Raw genomic sequence first — 15,407 nt, forward strand, 5'->3', positions numbered from 1 at the left:
GAAGGCACTGATCGCATCCAAGGCACCACATGCGAACGACTTCACCAACCAGCGGGTGCGCAAGGGAGGTGAGGTTGACCCGGCCCTGCGCTCGAAGAATCGCAACAAGTCCAAGGTACGCGCCCGGGTGGAGCACGTCTTCGCAGTGGTCAAGCGGCTGTGGGGCTTCACCAAGGTGCGCTATCGCGGCCTGGCCAAGAACGCCACGCGCTCGTTCGTGGCCTTGGGTCTGGCCAACATCTACTTAGCGCGTGGACGCCGCATGGCATGAGTGCGTCTTCAGAGCGCGCAATGCGCGTGTCTGGCGTGAAAAGGCCAGAAATACGGGCCGAAATTGGGCCGCTTCGCCCATCACATCTCGCATCATGCAATCAACTAGCAACATATCGCTGAATTCGGTGGCTTGTTCAGCGTAGCCCTAATATGATGCACTTCTAGGTAAAATCCCTAGAAGGACCGGACTGACAGACTGTTGAGCCGGGCGACATAACCACACAAGAGCCGGTCCATCCGGCTTTTGTTTTTCATGAACACCACATCCACGCCACCCCTTGTTGAGCTGCGCGACCTGACTTTCGGGTACGGCGACCGTGTCATCTTGAAGAACCTGAGCTTCAATGTGCCGAGGGGAAAAGTCACGGCCCTGATGGGTGTGTCGGGCGGTGGCAAGACCACGGTGTTGCGGCTCATCGGTGGGCAGATTCGCGCCAGTCAGGGCCAGTTGCTGTTTGATGGCGATGACATCACCACGATGCCCCAGTCCGAGTTGTATGCTGCACGTCGCCGCATGGGCATGCTCTTTCAGTTTGGCGCCTTGTTCACCGACATGAGTGTGTCCGACAATGTGGCCTTTCCCTTGCGGGAGCACACCCGTTTGTCAGAAGACCTGATTCGCGACATCGTGCTGATGAAGCTCGATGCGGTCGGACTGCGCGGTGCGCGAGACCTGCGACCTTCAGAGATATCTGGTGGCATGAGCCGTCGTGTGGCCTTGGCCCGCGCCATTGCCCTAGACCCTGACCTCATCATGTACGACGAGCCCTTTGCCGGCCTTGATCCGATTTCCCTGGGCACGGCAGCGCGCCTGATCCGTCGGCTGAACGACAGTTTGGGCATCACCAGCGTGGTGGTGTCGCACGATGTGACCGAGACTTTCGAGATCGCCGACCATGTGGTCATTTTGGCCAATGGCGGCGTAGCGCAGCAGGGCTCGCCTGCCGAGTTGCGTGCCAGCACCGATCCGTTGATCCACCAGTTTGTGCACGCCCTTAGCGACGGGCCTGTGCCGTTTCATTACCCGGCCCCTTCGGTGGCTGAGGACTATGACTGGAGATCGGCATGAACAAAGCGTTGAATTTATTGGCCGTCTTGGGTGCAACCACCCGGCAGATGATGGCCGACTGGGGCTTTGGCGCGCGCTTGTTCTTGAAGTTGTTGACCCTGTCGGGCGTTGCGCTAAAGCGCTTTGGACTGGTGCGCGATCAGGTGCATTTTTTGGGCAATTACTCGCTGGCCATCATCACTGTCTCGGGTTTGTTTGTGGGCTTTGTGTTGGGCTTGCAGGGCTATTACACACTGCAGCGCTACGGCTCGGCCGAGGCGCTGGGCCTGCTGGTAGCCCTCAGTCTGGTGCGCGAATTGGGGCCTGTGGTGGCGGCTTTGTTGTATGCAGGCCGCGCAGGGGCATCGCTCACGGCAGAGATTGGCCTGATGCGCGCTGGAGAGCAGCTCACGGCTTTGGAAATGATGGCGGTTGATCCGGTTCAGCGCATTTTGGCGCCCCGCTTTTTGGGCGGCATCATTGCTTTGCCCTTGCTGGCGGCGGTCTTCAGTGCGGTGGGTATTTTGGGCGGCTACGTGGTGGGCGTGTTGCTCATCGGTGTGGATTCAGGCTCTTTCTGGAGCCAGATGCAGGGCGGCGTGGATGTGTTCAAGGATGTGGGCAACGGCATCGTCAAAAGCGTGGTGTTTGCCGTCGCTGTGACCTTCATCGCCTTGCTTCAAGGGTATGTGGCCAAACCCACGCCCGAAGGTGTGGCCAATGCCACCACACGCAGTGTGGTGGTTTCTTCATTGTCGGTGTTGGGACTGGATTTCATCCTGACTGCGATGATGTTCAGCATTTGAGGAAGACGGTATGCAACGTTCAAAAAATGATGTTTGGGTCGGCTTTTTCGTTTTGATCGGCGCCATTGCGGTGCTTTTCCTGGCGCTCAAGTCGGCTAATTTATTGACCCTGAATTTCAATTCAGTTTACGAAGTCAGTGCAAAATTTGACAATATCGGCGGCCTCAAGCCTGGCGCCGCCGTCAAGAGCGCAGGTGTGGTGGTCGGACGCGTCAAGAAAATCGAATTTGATGGCGAATCGTTCCAAGCCAAAGTCACCCTGGCCTTGCAGTCGGGCGTGGGGTTTCCACAAGACAGTTCCCTGAAAATCCTGACCAGCGGATTATTGGGTGAGCAATATCTGGACGTTTCGCCAGGTGCGGACGAAAAAAATCTGGTGGCAGGTGACCGCATTGGCTCGACCCAGTCGGCTGTGATCCTTGAAAACCTGATCAGCCAGTTTCTTTACAGCCAAGCCGAGAAGCCCGCGGCAGAAGTTCGGAAACCATGAACCACTTTATGCGAAGAATTTGTGCATTACTGGCCCCCTGCATTGTGCTGGCCTTGCAAGCTTGTGCCAGTGTGCCCAATGCCGACGCGCGTGACCCCTGGGAGTCAATGAATCGGCGCATCTACAGTTTCAACGATGTGTTGGACAACGTGGCCATCAAGCCAGCGGCAGAGGCTTACGTCAACGTCGTGCCGAGCCCGGTTCGCAAAGGCATTCACAACTTTCTGGGAAACCTGGGCGATGTGTGGTCGATGGTGAACAGTGCCCTGCAATTGAAAGGCCAAGCCACAGTGGAAACTTTGATGCGCATCCAGGTCAACACTTTTTTAGGTTTAGGTGGCGTACTCGATGTGGCCACTGAAATGCGACTTGATAAACGCAAAGAAGATTTTGGCCAGACCCTGGGTTATTGGGGTGTCAAGCCGGGCCCTTATGTGGTGTTGCCAGTTTTTGGCCCCTCCACTTTGCGTGACACCTTGGCCATCCCGGTCAATATCAAGGGCGACTTGGTTCAACAGTTCAACGATCCGTCGAGCCGCAATGCCTTGTCCGCGACGCGCGTGATGGATGCTCGCTCAGGCTTGCTTCAGACCTTGGATGTCATCAAGGCGGCGGCCTTGGACCCCTACACTTTTGTGCGTGATGGGTATTTGCAAAAACGTGAAAGCGACGTTTACGATGGCAATCCCCCTGCAATCTTTGACTACACCGAGTCAGAGACGCCCTGATGCATGCCAAATGAATTCAGGCAAGCCTTGGTTATAATTTTTCGTATAAATATTGTCTCCTGACCCTCCATTTCGCCCATGAATCCCACTGCCGCATTGCCCTTTAACCGCCGCGACCTTTTGACCACAGCTGGCGCCTTGGCCTTGTGCACAGCCGCGTCACCCGTGTGGGCGGCAGACGAAGCGCCCGAAGCATTCATTCAGCGCATCACCCAAGAAACGCTGGAAACGATCAAGGCGGATAAATCGCTGCGCAATGGGGACATGGGCAAAATTATCCAGTTGGTTGACGCCAAACTGATGCCGCACGTGAACTTCCGCCGCATGACCGCACTGGCGACCGGTCCCGCCTGGCGAAAGGCCACCCCTGAACAGCAAAAGCGCTTGCAAGATGAATTCAAAATCTTGTTGGTGCGAACTTACTCGGGTGCGCTCAGTCAGGTCAGTGACCAGATGGTGGTGGTCAAACCCTTGCGTGCAGGGCAGGAAGACAAAAACCTGGTGGTCAACACCGAGGTGCGAGGCAAGGGTGACCCGATCCAACTGGATTACCGCCTTGAAAGAACACCCGGTGAAGGGGCTGGCTGGATGATTTTTGACCTGAACGTGCTGGGCGTCTGGTTGATCGAAAATTACCGCACGCAGTTCACCAAGGAAATCAACACTGGCGGCATCGATGCGCTGGTCGCCAGTTTGGCTGCACGCAACAAAACCAACGCCAAAGCGCCCTGATTACCCCTTTGACATGAGTACCTTGAAGTTGCCCAACACCTTGCTGCACGATCAGGCAGATGCCTGTCTGGCCCGGTGGGTGGCGCAATTGCAGCCGGACCCGAAGCCATCCGTGCAGGTCGATGCGTCGGCGCTGCTTGAGTTTGATTCTTCCGCTTTGGCGGTCTTGTTGGGTTTGCGCCGGCTAGTCCTGTCACAAGGCGGTTCAGTGCAAATCACAGGCATGCCCCCGCGTTTGAGTGAATTGGCCAGCCTGTATGGCGTGCTTGACCTGCTCCAGCAGGCCTGAACACCTCGTTTGAAGGTCTTTTTAGCAAGATCACCCTGCATCGTCTCGGGGTGAGCAGGCCAGCACTTAAAATAAGTCCCTCCCATGCCTGCGATTTCATTCCAATCCGTTTCCAAAATTTACCTGGCCAAACAGGCAGGAGCAACTGCGTTCAAAGCGCTCGACCAGGTCAGTTTTGATGTGGAAGAAGGTGAATTCTTTGGCTTGCTGGGTCCCAATGGCGCAGGCAAGACCACCTTGATCAGCACCCTCGCTGGCCTGAGTCGTCCCTCAGAGGGTCGTGTGCTGGTCCACGGCCGCGATGTTCAGACCGATTACGCCATCACCCGCCGCTTGCTGGGTGTCGTGCCTCAAGAACTGGTTTTTGACCCGTTTTTCACCGTGCGCGAATCCTTGCTCATCCAGTCCGGCTATTTTGGCGTCAAGAAAAACGATGCCTGGATCGATGAATTGCTGGACAGCCTGGGCTTGGCCGACAAGGCGGGCTCCAACATGCGTCAGTTGTCAGGCGGCATGAAGCGAAGGGTGTTGGTGGCGCAGGCCCTTGTGCACAAACCGCGTGTGATTGTGCTCGATGAGCCCACGGCGGGTGTCGATGTCGAATTGCGCCAGACGATTTGGCAGTTCATCGCCAAGCTCAACAAGCAAGGCCACACGGTCTTGCTGACCACCCACTACCTCGAAGAAGCCGAAGCCCTTTGCGGGCGCATCGCCATGCTCAAACGCGGCCAGGTGGTGGCTTTGGAACGCACCTCGGATTTGTTGCGCGCAGCCACCAGTCAGGTCTTGCGATTCAAGCTGGACGGCGAGTTGCCACCCAATGTGGCTGCCATCGCCCGCGTCACGGGCCGAATTGTCCAATTGCCAGTGCACAACGCCCTGGAAATCGAAAACCACCTTGCCACAATCCGTTCGGCCGGCTTGGTGGCTGAAGATGTTGAAATTCGCCAAGCCGATCTGGAAGACGTGTTCCTGGAAGTCATGAATCGAAAAGGGCTTGCCGCATGAGCAACACAGAGTCTCCTCCTGTCACCAAGCCCTCTGGATTGGACCGTGAGCCACTTGCCGTGATGGCGCGAAGCGGGTTCTTGTTGGGTTGGCAAACCCTGCTCTACAAGGAAGTGCTGCGCTTTTGGAAAGTGGCGTTCCAGACGGTGGCCGCGCCTGTGTTGACATCGGTGCTGTACATGCTCATCTTTGGCCATGTGTTGGCAGACCACGTCAAGGTCTACGACCAGGTGCCCTACACCTCTTTTCTGCTTCCCGGTCTGATCATGATGGGTGTGTTGCAAAACGCTTTTGCCAACAGCTCATCGAGCTTGGTGCAAAGCAAGATCATGGGCAGCTTGGTCTTTTTGTTGCTGACGCCTCTTTCACATCGCAGCTGGTTTGTCGCCTACGTGGGCTCCTCGGTGGTGCGTGGACTGGCTGTGGGCTTGGGCGTCTTTGTCATCACTGGCTGGATGGTGAACATCAGTTTTGTTTACCCGCTGTGGATTTTGGCCTTCGCCTTCATGGGCGCCGCGATGATGGGGGCACTGGGTGTGATCGCCGGGTTGTGGGCCGAAAAGTTTGACCAGATGGCCGCGTTTCAGAACTTCATCATCATGCCCATGACGTTTTTGTCAGGGGTTTTTTACTCCATCCATTCACTGCCGCCATTCTGGCAAAAGTTCAGCCATCTGAACCCGTTCTTCTACATGATCGATGGTTTTCGTTACGGCTTTTTTGGCCAAAGCGATGTCTCGCCCTGGATCAGCTTGGCCGTGGTCGCCACGGCATTGGCCTTGGTCGGCAGCCTCACCCTTTACCTTTTGCGCACCGGCTACAAAATCCGGAGCTGATACACCATGAACTCAGAACAACTTCAAGCCATCATTGCCGCAGGGCTGGTCTGCACCCACCTCGAAGTGGATGGCGATGGCCGCCACTGGAGCGCCGTGGTCGTGTCCGAAGCCTTTGCCGGCATGCGCCCCATCGCACGCCACCAACGTGTCTATGCCACCTTGGGCCAAAAAATGCACACCGACGAAGTGCACGCCTTGTCAATGAAAACCTACACGCCTGCCGAGTGGGCAGCCCAAGCGCACTGAACGCATAAGAACGTACACATGGACAAACTGATCATTCGCGGCGGCAAGCGCCTGCAAGGCGCGCTGGAAGTGGCTGGCGCCAAAAACGCGGCCTTGCCGGAGTTGTGCGCGGCATTGCTGAGCGCCGAGCCTGTCACGCTGGCCAATGTGCCACGCCTGCTGGATGTGTCGACCATGCTCAAGCTGATCCGCAACATGGGCGTGAGCGCTGAGCACCATGAAGATGGCCGCGTTACCCTCGATGCGGGCGGTTTGAACAAGCCTGAAGCGCCCTACGAGTTGGTCAAAACCATGCGTGCTTCGGTGCTGGCGCTGGGGCCCTTGTTGGCGCGTTTTGGTCACGCCAAAGTGTCCTTGCCGGGTGGCTGCGCCATCGGCTCGCGCCCGGTGGACCAGCACATCAAGGGCCTGCAGGCGATGGGCGCAGAGATCACGGTGGACCACGGCTACATGCTCGCCAGCCTGGCTGCTGGCCGCACCCGATTGAAGGGCGCGCACATTACCACCGACATGGTCACCGTGACCGGCACCGAAAATTTCATGATGGCAGCGGCATTGGCCGAAGGCGAGACCATTCTTGAAAATGCGGCTCAGGAACCTGAAATACCTGACTTGGCCGAGATGCTCATCAAGATGGGCGCAAAGATCGAAGGCCATGGTACACGCCGCATTCGCATCCAAGGGGTGGAGCGCTTGCAGGGCTGCGAGCATCAGGTGGTGGCAGACCGCATTGAAGCGGGCACCTTTTTGTGCGCTGTGGCCGCGACCGGTGGCGATGTGGTCTTGCGCCATGGGCGCGCCGATCACTTGGAAGTCGTGATCGAAAAATTACGCGATGCCGGCGCGACCATCGAGGTGGGTGAGGGTTTTATTCGGGTCAGGTCTGAAGGCCGTTTGAAAGCCCAGAGCTTTCGTACCACCGAATACCCCGGCTTTCCGACCGATATGCAGGCCCAGTTCATGGCGCTTAACTGCATTTCTCAAGGGGCCAGCAAAGTGACAGAAACCATTTTTGAAAATCGGTTCATGCACGTCAACGAGCTGGTTCGCCTAGGCGCACACATTCAAATCGACGGCAAGGTGTCGGTGCTTGAGGGCGTTGAAAAGCTGTCGGGCGCCACCGTGATGGCCACCGATTTGCGGGCCTCTGCCAGCCTGGTCATTGCGGGCTTGGTAGCCGATGGCGAAACGACCATCGAGCGGATTTACCACCTGGACCGTGGCTACGACCGGATGGAGTTGAAACTGCGCGGCCTGGGTGCCGACATTGAAAGAGTGAAATGATCACCCTCGCCCTGTCCAAAGGACGCATCTTTGACGAAACCCTGCCGTTGCTGCAGGCCGCTGGCATCGAGGTGCTCGAAGACCCCGAGAAGTCCCGCAAGCTCATCTTGCCGACCAACCAGCCCCATGTGCGTGTGGTGCTGGTGCGTGCAACCGATGTTCCCACCTATGTGGAATACGGGGGTGCCGACCTGGGCGTGACCGGTCTGGACACGCTGATTGAGCACGGCGGTCAGGGCCTGTACCAGCCGCTGGACCTGAACATCGCCAAATGCCGCATGAGTGTGGCTGTGCGTGCCGACTGCGATTACGCCAGTGCAATGCGCACCGGCTCTCGCCTCAAAGTGGCCACCAAATACACCACCATTGCCCGTGAATTTTTCGCCACCAAGGGCGTGCACGTGGACCTGATCAAGCTTTACGGCAGCATGGAGCTGGCACCGTTGACGGGGCTGGCCGATGCCATCGTAGATCTGGTCTCCACCGGCAGCACGCTCAAAGCCAACCACTTGGTGGAGGTTGAACGCATCATGGACATCAGCTCTCGCCTGGTGGTCAACCAGGCGGCGCTCAAACTCAAGCAGGCGCCCATCCGCGCGATCATCAACGCCTTTGCCGGTGCGGTGAAGAAAGACTGAAAACATGGGTCTGCAAGCCAAACCATTGCAACTGAGTACGGCCGACGCCGGTTTTGAAGCGGCCTTTGCGGCACGCCTGCATTGGTCTGCCGACACCGATGCCGCCATCGAGCATCGCGTGGCCGACATCCTGGCGGATGTGCAGCAGCGTGGGGATGCGGCGGTGCTGCTATACACTCAGCGCTTTGACGGCTTGCAGGCCACTGACGTGTCTGCATTGGAGATCACCCAGGCCCAATTGCAAGCCGCTTTGGACAGTTTGCCCGCAGCACAGCGCGATGCTTTGATCGCGGCTGCAGCCCGGGTGCGCACTTACCATGAAGCACAAAAAAAAGCGTCTGGTGAGAGTTGGTCATACCACGACGAAGACGGCACCTTGCTCGGTCAAAAGGTCACACCATTGGACCGCGTGGGCATCTACGTGCCCGGCGGCAAGGCGGCTTACCCCTCGTCGGTCCTGATGAACGCCATTCCTGCCCATGTGGCGGGTGTGCAAGAGATCATCATGGTTGTGCCCACCCCTCAGGGCGTGCGCAACCCGCTGGTGCTGGCAGCCGCTTGTGTGGCTGGGGTGAGCCGAGCCTTCACCATAGGCGGCGCCCAAGCAGTGGGCGCATTGGCCTACGGCACAGCCACCGTTCCCAAAGTGGACAAGATCACCGGCCCCGGCAATGCCTATGTGGCCAGTGCCAAAAAGCGCGTGTTTGGCACTGTGGGCATCGACATGATCGCTGGCCCCAGCGAAATTTTGGTGCTGGCAGATGGCACAACGCCCGCCGAATGGGTGGCGATGGACTTGTTCAGTCAGGCCGAACACGACGAGTTGGCGCAGAGTATTTTGCTGTGTCCCGATGCAGCCTATATCGATCAGGTGCAAGCTGCGATAGACCGTTTGCTGCCCACCATGCCGCGCGCCGCCATCATTGCGAAGTCGCTCAACGGCAGGGGCGTCCTGATCCACACGCGAAACATGCAAGAGGCTTGCGCCATCAGCAACCGCATTGCGCCTGAACACCTCGAAGTCTCCAGCCGCGACCCGCACCAGTGGGAGCCGTTATTGCGACATGCCGGGGCGATCTTTTTGGGGGCATTCACCAGCGAGTCCCTGGGCGACTACTGCGCCGGGCCAAACCATGTGTTGCCCACCAGCGGCACTGCGCGCTTTTCCTCACCATTGGGGGTGTATGACTTTCAAAAGCGTTCCAGCCTGATCGAAGTGAGCGAGACAGGTGCCCAGTCGCTGGGGCGAATTGCTGCCGAACTGGCCTATGGAGAAGGCTTGCAAGCCCATGCCCGGGCTGCAGAATTGCGCCTCAACCCTGTGCCCCCCATGAGAGAAGCCAAATGACCGTCAGACCGAAATTGATGCAACGCATTCGCCAAGACGTGCAGTCCATGCACTCCTACGCCATCCAGGACTCGGCGGGCATGGTCAAGCTCGATGCGATGGAAAACCCATACCGCTTGCCGGCCGACTTGCAAGCAGCCTTGGGCAAACGTCTGGGTGCTTTGGCTTTGAACCGTTACCCCGATGGCCGTGTCAACGACTTGCGCCACGCGCTGGCCAAGTATGCGGCCATGCCCGAAGGCTTTGACATCATGCTGGGCAATGGCTCGGACGAATTGATCTCGATGCTGGCGCTGGCTTGTGATGTGCCTGGCGCTGCCATTGTGGCGCCCTTGCCGGGTTTCGTGATGTATGCGATGAGCGCCCAGTTGCAAGGTGTGGCCTTTCACGGTGTGCCGCTCACGGCCGACTTTGAACTCGATGAAGCCGCTATGCTGGCTGCCATAGACACGCACAAGCCGTCCATCGTTTACCTGGCCTACCCGAACAACCCCACGGGTAACCTGTGGAATGACGAGGTGATTGAAAAAATCATTCTGGCTCAGGGCGCACAAGGTGGCCTGGTGGTGATGGACGAGGCCTACCAGCCTTTTGCCAGCAAAAGCTACGCAGGCCGCATCACACGCCACGCCCACGTCCTGCTGATGCGCACGCTCAGCAAGTTTGGCTTGGCCGGTGTGCGCCTCGGTTACATGATCGGCCCCAAGGCCTTGGTGGCCGAGATTGACAAGGTCCGTCCGCCTTACAACATCAGCGTGCTCGATTACGAATGCGCCTTGTTTGCCTTGGAGCATGCCGAAGTGTTCGCCGCCCAAGCCAAAGACCTGCGTGAGCAGCGTGCGCGCTTGCAAAAAGAGCTGGCAACTTTGGCTGGTGTGAAAGCCTTTCCCAGCGAAGCCAATATGATTTTGGTGCGCGTGCCCGATGCGGCCAAAAGCTTTGACGGTCTGAAGGCACACGGTGTGCTGATCAAGAACGTTTCTAAAATGCACCCATTGCTGTCCAACTGCCTGCGTCTGACCGTGGGTACGGCGCAAGAAAACGACCAATTGCTGGCCGCCTTGAAAGATTCTCTATGAACCGCCCCGCTGACCGAACTGCCGATGTTTCCCGCCAAACGGCCGAAACGCAAATCCGTGTTGCCCTGAATCTGGACGGCTCAGGGCAGTCCAAACTGGCCACCGGGATCGGTTTTCTGGACCACATGCTGGACCAGATTGCACGCCACGGGCTGATCGATCTGGACATCTCTTGCCAGGGTGACCTGCACATTGATGGCCACCACACTGTGGAGGACATCGGCATCACCCTTGGGCAGGCTTTTGCACAGGCCATCGGTGACAAAAAAGGCATTCGACGATATGGCCACGCTTACGTGCCGCTCGATGAGGCCTTGAGCCGCGTGGTGGTGGACTTTTCGGGCCGCCCCAGTTTGCACATGGATGTGAAGTTCACGTCGGGTTCTCTGGGCGCTCTTGACACCCAGCTGGTGTATGAGTTTTTTCAAGGCTTCGTGAACCACGCACTGGTCACGCTGCACATTGACAACCTCAAAGGCGTCAATGCACACCACCAGTGCGAGACCATCTTCAAGGCTTTTGCCCGCGCTGTGCGCGCCGCACTCGAACTCGACCCGCGTTCGGTAGGCGTGATTCCGTCGACCAAAGGCAGTTTGTAATGCCCCCACGCTCAGCACTCATTTGGGGTGAACCGGCTGAAGGGCTGGCATGACCGCCAACCGCGTGGCCGTGGTGGACTATGGCATGGGTAACCTGCGATCGGTGGCGCAGGCGGTGATCCATGCCGCGTCCAGCGTAGACCACGCTGAAGTCACGGTTACCTCAGACCCCCAGGTGGTGCGGGACGCACACCGTGTGGTCTTGCCAGGGCAGGGCGCCATGCCCGACTGCATGCGCGAGTTGCGCGAGTCGGGTTTGATGGAGGCCGTACTCGAAGCCGCTGCCAGCAAGCCCTTGTTTGGTGTGTGCGTGGGCATGCAGATGCTGCTCGATCACAGCGACGAGGGCAACACCCCTGGCCTGGGTCTGATCCCTGGCAAGGTCGTCAAGTTCGAGCTGGCAGGGCAAATCCAACCCGATGGCACCCGTTACAAAGTGCCGCAAATGGGCTGGAACCAGGTCTGGCAAGCAAGGCCTGCACACCCCCTCTGGCAGGGCATTGAGGACGGCAGCTGGTATTATTTTGTGCACAGCTTTTATGCCCAGGTTGCCAACCCGGCGCACAGTGCCGCTGAAACCGATTACGGTGGCCGCTTTGCCAGTGCAATTGCGCGTGATAATATTTTTGCCACCCAGTTTCACCCCGAAAAAAGCGCGTCCCAAGGTTTGGCCTTGTTCCGCAATTTCCTCCACTGGCAGCCTTGAGTGGTTTTCACTGCCGTTTCTTTCACTTGCTGTTAATTTGCCATGATTCTGATCCCCGCCATTGACCTCAAAGACGGCCACTGCGTTCGCCTCAAGCAAGGCGATATGGACCAAGCCACGACTTTTGGGGAAGACCCCGCTGCCATGGCCCGCACTTGGCTCGAAAAAGGCGCTCGCCGCTTGCACCTGGTCGATCTGAACGGCGCATTCGCTGGCAAGCCGCAAAATTTCAGCGCCATCAAATCCATCCTCAAGGCGGTCGGCGACGATATCCCCGTGCAACTGGGCGGCGGCATACGCGACCTGGACACGATTGAAAAATACATCGACAGTGGCTTGCGCTACGTCATCATTGGCACGGCAGCCGTGAAAAACCCAGGCTTTTTGAAAGATGCCTGCACCGCGTTTGGCGGTCACATCATCGTCGGCCTGGACGCCAAGGATGGCAAGGTCGCCACCGATGGCTGGAGCAAACTGACGGGTCATGAAGTGGTGGACTTGGCCAAGAAGTTCGAGGACTGGGGTGTTGAGTCCATCATTTACACCGACATCGGCCGTGACGGCATGCTCAGCGGCATCAACATCGACGCCACCGTCAAACTGGCGCAAGCCCTCACCATCCCCGTGATTGCGTCTGGCGGGCTTTCCAACATGGCCGACATCGAGCAACTGTGCGCCGTGCAAGACGAAGGCGTGGAAGGCGTGATCTGTGGTCGTGCCGTGTATTCGGGCGACCTTGACTTTGCGCTGGCCCAGCAGCGCGCCGATGAACTTAACGGCTGAACATGAGCACTGGCGCCACCAGCCGCGAGCTTGACTTTGCAGGACTGCCCGCCACCGAATTGCAACTGCCTTGTGGTGACCGTGTGGTCGTGGCCCACCATGGTGCCCATGTGTTGTCCTGGGTGGCTGGGGGGCGTGAGCGCCTGTACCTGAGCCCCCAAAGTGTGATGGACGGCCATGCCGCCATCCGGGGTGGTATTCCAGTTTGCTTTCCCCAATTCAACCAGCGCGGTGACCTGCCCAAGCACGGCTTTGCACGCCATCTTTCCTGGACGGCCAAGCCCGTTCGGCTGGCTGCCGACAAGGCGCACCTGGCGCTGCATTTGACCGACAGCGCCGCCACGCGTCAGTGGTGGGATCAGGCCTTTGAAGCCCTTTTGTTGGTTGAGTTGACACCGGGCGCCTTGCAGGTGCAACTGGTGGTACGGAACACCGACAGCAAGCCGCTGAGCTTTACGGGTGCATTGCATATCTATTTCGCCGTCAGCGATGTTGCCCAGGCCCGATTGCTGGGGCTAGGTGGCCGAGCCGAATGGGATGCGGTGACTGACCATCACGACTCAGGGGCGCCCGAACTGCATTTTGTGGGTGAATTTGACCGTGTCTATGCTGCCTCCGATGCAGGATATACATTGCAGGATGGCCCGCACAGGCTTTCCATTGAACAAGACCTGGATTGGGCCCAGACCGTGGTCTGGAATCCGGGGGCTGCCAAATGTGCAACGCTTGCTGACATGCCTGCACAGGCTTGGCAGCACATGCTGTGCGTCGAAGCCGCGCAGGTGTTCGAGCCTGTTCAGGTGCCAGCAGGTGATTTCTGGCAGGGCGCACAGCGCCTAGCCGTGGTGTAAGGTCCATGCTTGTCGCGTTTGCGTTCAGCGCACCGTGGCCCCATTTTTAACGCAAAACGAATCCCTCATGCTTGCCAAACGCATCATTCCTTGCCTTGACGTGACCGGCGGTCGCGTGGTCAAGGGCGTCAACTTTGTCGAACTGCGCGATGCCGGAGACCCGGTCGAAATCGCTGCCCGCTACAACGAACAGGGCGCTGACGAATTGACATTTCTGGACATCACCGCGACCAGCGATGGCCGCGATGTCATCTTGCACATCATCGAAGCCGTGGCCAGCCAGGTCTTCATCCCGCTCACCGTCGGCGGCGGGGTGCGCACCGTCGAAGATGTGCGCCGTCTGCTCAATGCCGGGGCTGACAAAACCAGCTTCAATTCGGCGGCCATTGCCAACCCGCAGGTCATACGCGATGCCTCGGCCAAATACGGCGCGCAATGCATCGTGGTGGCCATCGATGCCAAACGCCGCACCCCCGAAGACGAGCAACGCATTAGCGCTCATGGGTTGCCCATGGGCCCTGGCTGGGACGTTTACAGCCACGGTGGCCGCCAAAACGTCGGCTTGGACGCTGTGGCCTGGGCTACGCAAATGGCTGAGCATGGTGCCGGTGAAATTTTGCTGACCAGCATGGACCGCGACGGCACCAAAAGCGGCTTTGACCTGCAATTGACCCGCGCTGTGAGCGATGCGGTCAGCGTGCCGGTGATCGCCTCCGGCGGCGTGGGCAACCTCGACCACCTGGCAGACGGCGTGAGCTTGGGCGGCGCCGATGCCGTGCTGGCCGCCAGCATCTTCCATTACGGTGAATACACCGTGCAACAAGCCAAAGAGCGCATGCGCGAACGTGGCATACCGGTGCGATTGTGAACACGAACTGGCTCGACACAATCAAATGGGACGACAAGGGCCTGGTGCCGGTCATTGCCCAGGAAAAAGACACCGGCGATGTGCTGATGTTTGCCTGGATGAACCGTGAGGCGCTGCAAAAGACGGCCGAGCTCAAACGTGCGGTGTATTTCAGCCGCTCGCGTAACAAGCTCTGGTTCAAGGGCGAGGAGTCGGGCCATGTGCAGACGGTGCACGACATCCGCATCGATTGCGACAACGATGTGGTGCTGCTCAAGGTGACGCAACTTGGCCATGAGCCTGGCATTGCCTGTCACACGGGCCGCCACAGTTGCTTTTTCCAGAGCCTGCAGCCTGAGGGCTGGCAAGCGACTGAACCGGTCCTGAAGGACCCCGAAACCATTTACAAGTGAACGTCATGAGCCCTACTCCCAACCTGGCACCGAGCACAGACGACACGCTGGCGCGCCTTGCGGCCATCATCGAGAGCCGCAAAGTGGCCAATGGCGGCGACCCGGAGAAAAGTTATGTGGCGCGCCTGCTGCACAAAGGCCCTGATGCGTTTTTGAAAAAAATCGGCGAGGAAGCGACCGAAACCGTGATGGCTGCCAAAGATGTGGACCACGGTGGTGATGCCGCCAAGCTGGTCTATGAAGTGGCCGACTTGTGGTTTCACAGCATGATCGCCTTGGCGCACTATGGCCTTACACCGGCTGATGTGGTCAATGAACTGGCCCGCCGCGAAGGTTTGAGCGGACTCGAAGAAAAAGCCCTGCGCAAAGCCACCGAACGCGAACGGCTGGGCGAATAAGC

General features: G+C 58.5%; 21 protein-coding genes. All 21 read left to right on the forward strand.

The annotated features are described in order from the left end of the window. On the forward strand, positions 1-271 hold a 271-nt coding region (locus tag B9Z45_RS11895), incomplete at its 5' end, for a transposase (protein WP_146180911.1). Between the two features lie 255 nt (positions 272-526). Continuing rightward, positions 527-1,342 carry an ABC transporter ATP-binding protein gene (locus B9Z45_RS11900; RefSeq protein WP_108407442.1) on the forward strand — a complete coding sequence of 272 codons (816 nt, stop codon included), beginning with the start codon at positions 527-529 and terminating at the stop codon, positions 1,340-1,342. Then, positions 1,339-2,127, forward strand: coding sequence for a lipid asymmetry maintenance ABC transporter permease subunit MlaE (mlaE, locus tag B9Z45_RS11905; RefSeq protein WP_108407443.1), 789 nt, complete (start codon positions 1,339-1,341; stop codon positions 2,125-2,127). The genes B9Z45_RS11900 and mlaE overlap by 4 nt, the downstream gene beginning before the upstream one ends. A gap of 10 nt (positions 2,128-2,137) precedes the next feature. Then, positions 2,138-2,617, forward strand: coding sequence for an outer membrane lipid asymmetry maintenance protein MlaD (gene mlaD, locus B9Z45_RS11910; RefSeq protein WP_108407444.1), 480 nt, complete (start codon positions 2,138-2,140; stop codon positions 2,615-2,617). Further along, positions 2,614-3,345 carry a VacJ family lipoprotein gene (locus B9Z45_RS11915; RefSeq protein ID WP_233252185.1) on the forward strand — a complete coding sequence of 244 codons (732 nt, stop codon included), beginning with the start codon at positions 2,614-2,616 and terminating at the stop codon, positions 3,343-3,345. Before mlaD ends, B9Z45_RS11915 begins: the two co-directional genes overlap by 4 nt. A gap of 78 nt (positions 3,346-3,423) precedes the next feature. After that, a complete protein-coding gene (locus B9Z45_RS11920; protein ID WP_108407445.1) occupies positions 3,424-4,077 on the forward strand; it encodes a phospholipid-binding protein MlaC in 654 nt (217 codons plus the stop codon). A 13-nt stretch (positions 4,078-4,090) separates the two neighbouring features. Beyond that, positions 4,091-4,366, forward strand: a complete 276-nt coding sequence (locus tag B9Z45_RS11925; protein ID WP_108407446.1) for an STAS domain-containing protein — start codon at positions 4,091-4,093, stop codon at positions 4,364-4,366. Between the two features lie 84 nt (positions 4,367-4,450). Next, a complete protein-coding gene (locus B9Z45_RS11930; RefSeq protein WP_108407447.1) occupies positions 4,451-5,374 on the forward strand; it encodes an ABC transporter ATP-binding protein in 924 nt (307 codons plus the stop codon). A gap of 80 nt (positions 5,375-5,454) precedes the next feature. Then, positions 5,455-6,210 carry an ABC transporter permease gene (locus tag B9Z45_RS11935; RefSeq protein ID WP_108407517.1) on the forward strand — a complete coding sequence of 252 codons (756 nt, stop codon included), beginning with the start codon at positions 5,455-5,457 and terminating at the stop codon, positions 6,208-6,210. A 6-nt stretch (positions 6,211-6,216) separates the two neighbouring features. Next, positions 6,217-6,459, forward strand: coding sequence for a BolA family protein (locus tag B9Z45_RS11940; protein ID WP_108407448.1), 243 nt, complete (start codon positions 6,217-6,219; stop codon positions 6,457-6,459). An 18-nt stretch (positions 6,460-6,477) separates the two neighbouring features. Beyond that, positions 6,478-7,743, forward strand: a complete 1,266-nt coding sequence (gene murA / locus B9Z45_RS11945) for a UDP-N-acetylglucosamine 1-carboxyvinyltransferase (protein ID WP_108407449.1) — start codon at positions 6,478-6,480, stop codon at positions 7,741-7,743. Then, on the forward strand, positions 7,740-8,381 hold the full coding sequence (hisG, locus tag B9Z45_RS11950) for an ATP phosphoribosyltransferase (RefSeq protein ID WP_108407450.1): 642 nt from the start codon (positions 7,740-7,742) through the stop codon (positions 8,379-8,381). The genes murA and hisG overlap by 4 nt, the downstream gene beginning before the upstream one ends. A gap of 4 nt (positions 8,382-8,385) precedes the next feature. Beyond that, a complete protein-coding gene (hisD, locus tag B9Z45_RS11955; RefSeq protein ID WP_108407451.1) occupies positions 8,386-9,729 on the forward strand; it encodes a histidinol dehydrogenase in 1,344 nt (447 codons plus the stop codon). Further along, positions 9,726-10,808: a histidinol-phosphate transaminase gene (gene hisC / locus B9Z45_RS11960; RefSeq protein WP_108407452.1), complete on the forward strand. Its 1,083-nt coding sequence runs from the start codon at positions 9,726-9,728 to the stop codon at positions 10,806-10,808. Before hisD ends, hisC begins: the two co-directional genes overlap by 4 nt. Continuing rightward, entirely contained in the window at positions 10,805-11,407 is a 603-nt protein-coding gene (hisB, locus tag B9Z45_RS11965) for an imidazoleglycerol-phosphate dehydratase HisB (protein ID WP_108407453.1), read from the forward strand. The genes hisC and hisB overlap by 4 nt, the downstream gene beginning before the upstream one ends. A gap of 49 nt (positions 11,408-11,456) precedes the next feature. Beyond that, entirely contained in the window at positions 11,457-12,113 is a 657-nt protein-coding gene (gene hisH / locus B9Z45_RS11970) for an imidazole glycerol phosphate synthase subunit HisH (protein ID WP_108407454.1), read from the forward strand. Between the two features lie 42 nt (positions 12,114-12,155). Beyond that, entirely contained in the window at positions 12,156-12,896 is a 741-nt protein-coding gene (gene hisA / locus B9Z45_RS11975) for a 1-(5-phosphoribosyl)-5-[(5-phosphoribosylamino)methylideneamino]imidazole-4-carboxamide isomerase (protein WP_108407455.1), read from the forward strand. Between the two features lie 2 nt (positions 12,897-12,898). Further along, positions 12,899-13,747, forward strand: coding sequence for a D-hexose-6-phosphate mutarotase (locus B9Z45_RS11980; RefSeq protein ID WP_108407456.1), 849 nt, complete (start codon positions 12,899-12,901; stop codon positions 13,745-13,747). 67 nt (positions 13,748-13,814) lie between these two features. Next, on the forward strand, positions 13,815-14,615 hold the full coding sequence (hisF, locus tag B9Z45_RS11985; protein WP_108407457.1) for an imidazole glycerol phosphate synthase subunit HisF: 801 nt from the start codon (positions 13,815-13,817) through the stop codon (positions 14,613-14,615). Continuing rightward, complete coding sequence (hisI, locus tag B9Z45_RS11990) at positions 14,609-15,007, forward strand: phosphoribosyl-AMP cyclohydrolase (RefSeq protein ID WP_108407458.1); 399 nt, start codon at positions 14,609-14,611, stop codon at positions 15,005-15,007. The genes hisF and hisI overlap by 7 nt, the downstream gene beginning before the upstream one ends. A 5-nt stretch (positions 15,008-15,012) precedes the next feature. Further along, the gene (locus tag B9Z45_RS11995; protein ID WP_108407459.1) at positions 15,013-15,405 is read left to right on the forward strand and encodes a phosphoribosyl-ATP diphosphatase; all 393 of its coding nucleotides are present in this window, start codon (positions 15,013-15,015) and stop codon (positions 15,403-15,405) included. Positions 15,406-15,407 lie beyond the last annotated feature (2 nt).

Origin of the sequence: Limnohabitans sp. 2KL-17 (assembly GCF_003063415.1) — a bacterium.
GTDB lineage: Bacteria > Pseudomonadota > Gammaproteobacteria > Burkholderiales > Burkholderiaceae_C > Limnohabitans_A.

Excerpts from the sequence above, each read along its gene's own strand:
- B9Z45_RS11900 (WP_108407442.1), top strand. The coding sequence starts at position 527 with ATGAACACCACATCCACGCCACCCCTTGTTGAGCTGCGCGACCTGACT.
- mlaE (WP_108407443.1), top strand. The coding sequence starts at position 1,339 with ATGAACAAAGCGTTGAATTTATTGGCCGTCTTGGGTGCAACCACCCGG.
- mlaD (WP_108407444.1), top strand. The coding sequence starts at position 2,138 with ATGCAACGTTCAAAAAATGATGTTTGGGTCGGCTTTTTCGTTTTGATC.
- B9Z45_RS11915 (WP_233252185.1), top strand. The coding sequence starts at position 2,614 with ATGAACCACTTTATGCGAAGAATTTGTGCATTACTGGCCCCCTGCATT.
- B9Z45_RS11920 (WP_108407445.1), top strand. The coding sequence starts at position 3,424 with ATGAATCCCACTGCCGCATTGCCCTTTAACCGCCGCGACCTTTTGACC.
- B9Z45_RS11925 (WP_108407446.1), top strand. The coding sequence starts at position 4,091 with ATGAGTACCTTGAAGTTGCCCAACACCTTGCTGCACGATCAGGCAGAT.
- B9Z45_RS11930 (WP_108407447.1), top strand. The coding sequence starts at position 4,451 with ATGCCTGCGATTTCATTCCAATCCGTTTCCAAAATTTACCTGGCCAAA.
- B9Z45_RS11940 (WP_108407448.1), top strand. The coding sequence starts at position 6,217 with ATGAACTCAGAACAACTTCAAGCCATCATTGCCGCAGGGCTGGTCTGC.
- murA (WP_108407449.1), top strand. The coding sequence starts at position 6,478 with ATGGACAAACTGATCATTCGCGGCGGCAAGCGCCTGCAAGGCGCGCTG.
- hisG (WP_108407450.1), top strand. The coding sequence starts at position 7,740 with ATGATCACCCTCGCCCTGTCCAAAGGACGCATCTTTGACGAAACCCTG.
- hisD (WP_108407451.1), top strand. The coding sequence starts at position 8,386 with ATGGGTCTGCAAGCCAAACCATTGCAACTGAGTACGGCCGACGCCGGT.
- hisC (WP_108407452.1), top strand. The coding sequence starts at position 9,726 with ATGACCGTCAGACCGAAATTGATGCAACGCATTCGCCAAGACGTGCAG.
- hisB (WP_108407453.1), top strand. The coding sequence starts at position 10,805 with ATGAACCGCCCCGCTGACCGAACTGCCGATGTTTCCCGCCAAACGGCC.
- hisH (WP_108407454.1), top strand. The coding sequence starts at position 11,457 with ATGACCGCCAACCGCGTGGCCGTGGTGGACTATGGCATGGGTAACCTG.
- hisA (WP_108407455.1), top strand. The coding sequence starts at position 12,156 with ATGATTCTGATCCCCGCCATTGACCTCAAAGACGGCCACTGCGTTCGC.
- B9Z45_RS11980 (WP_108407456.1), top strand. The coding sequence starts at position 12,899 with ATGAGCACTGGCGCCACCAGCCGCGAGCTTGACTTTGCAGGACTGCCC.
- hisF (WP_108407457.1), top strand. The coding sequence starts at position 13,815 with ATGCTTGCCAAACGCATCATTCCTTGCCTTGACGTGACCGGCGGTCGC.
- B9Z45_RS11995 (WP_108407459.1), top strand. The coding sequence starts at position 15,013 with ATGAGCCCTACTCCCAACCTGGCACCGAGCACAGACGACACGCTGGCG.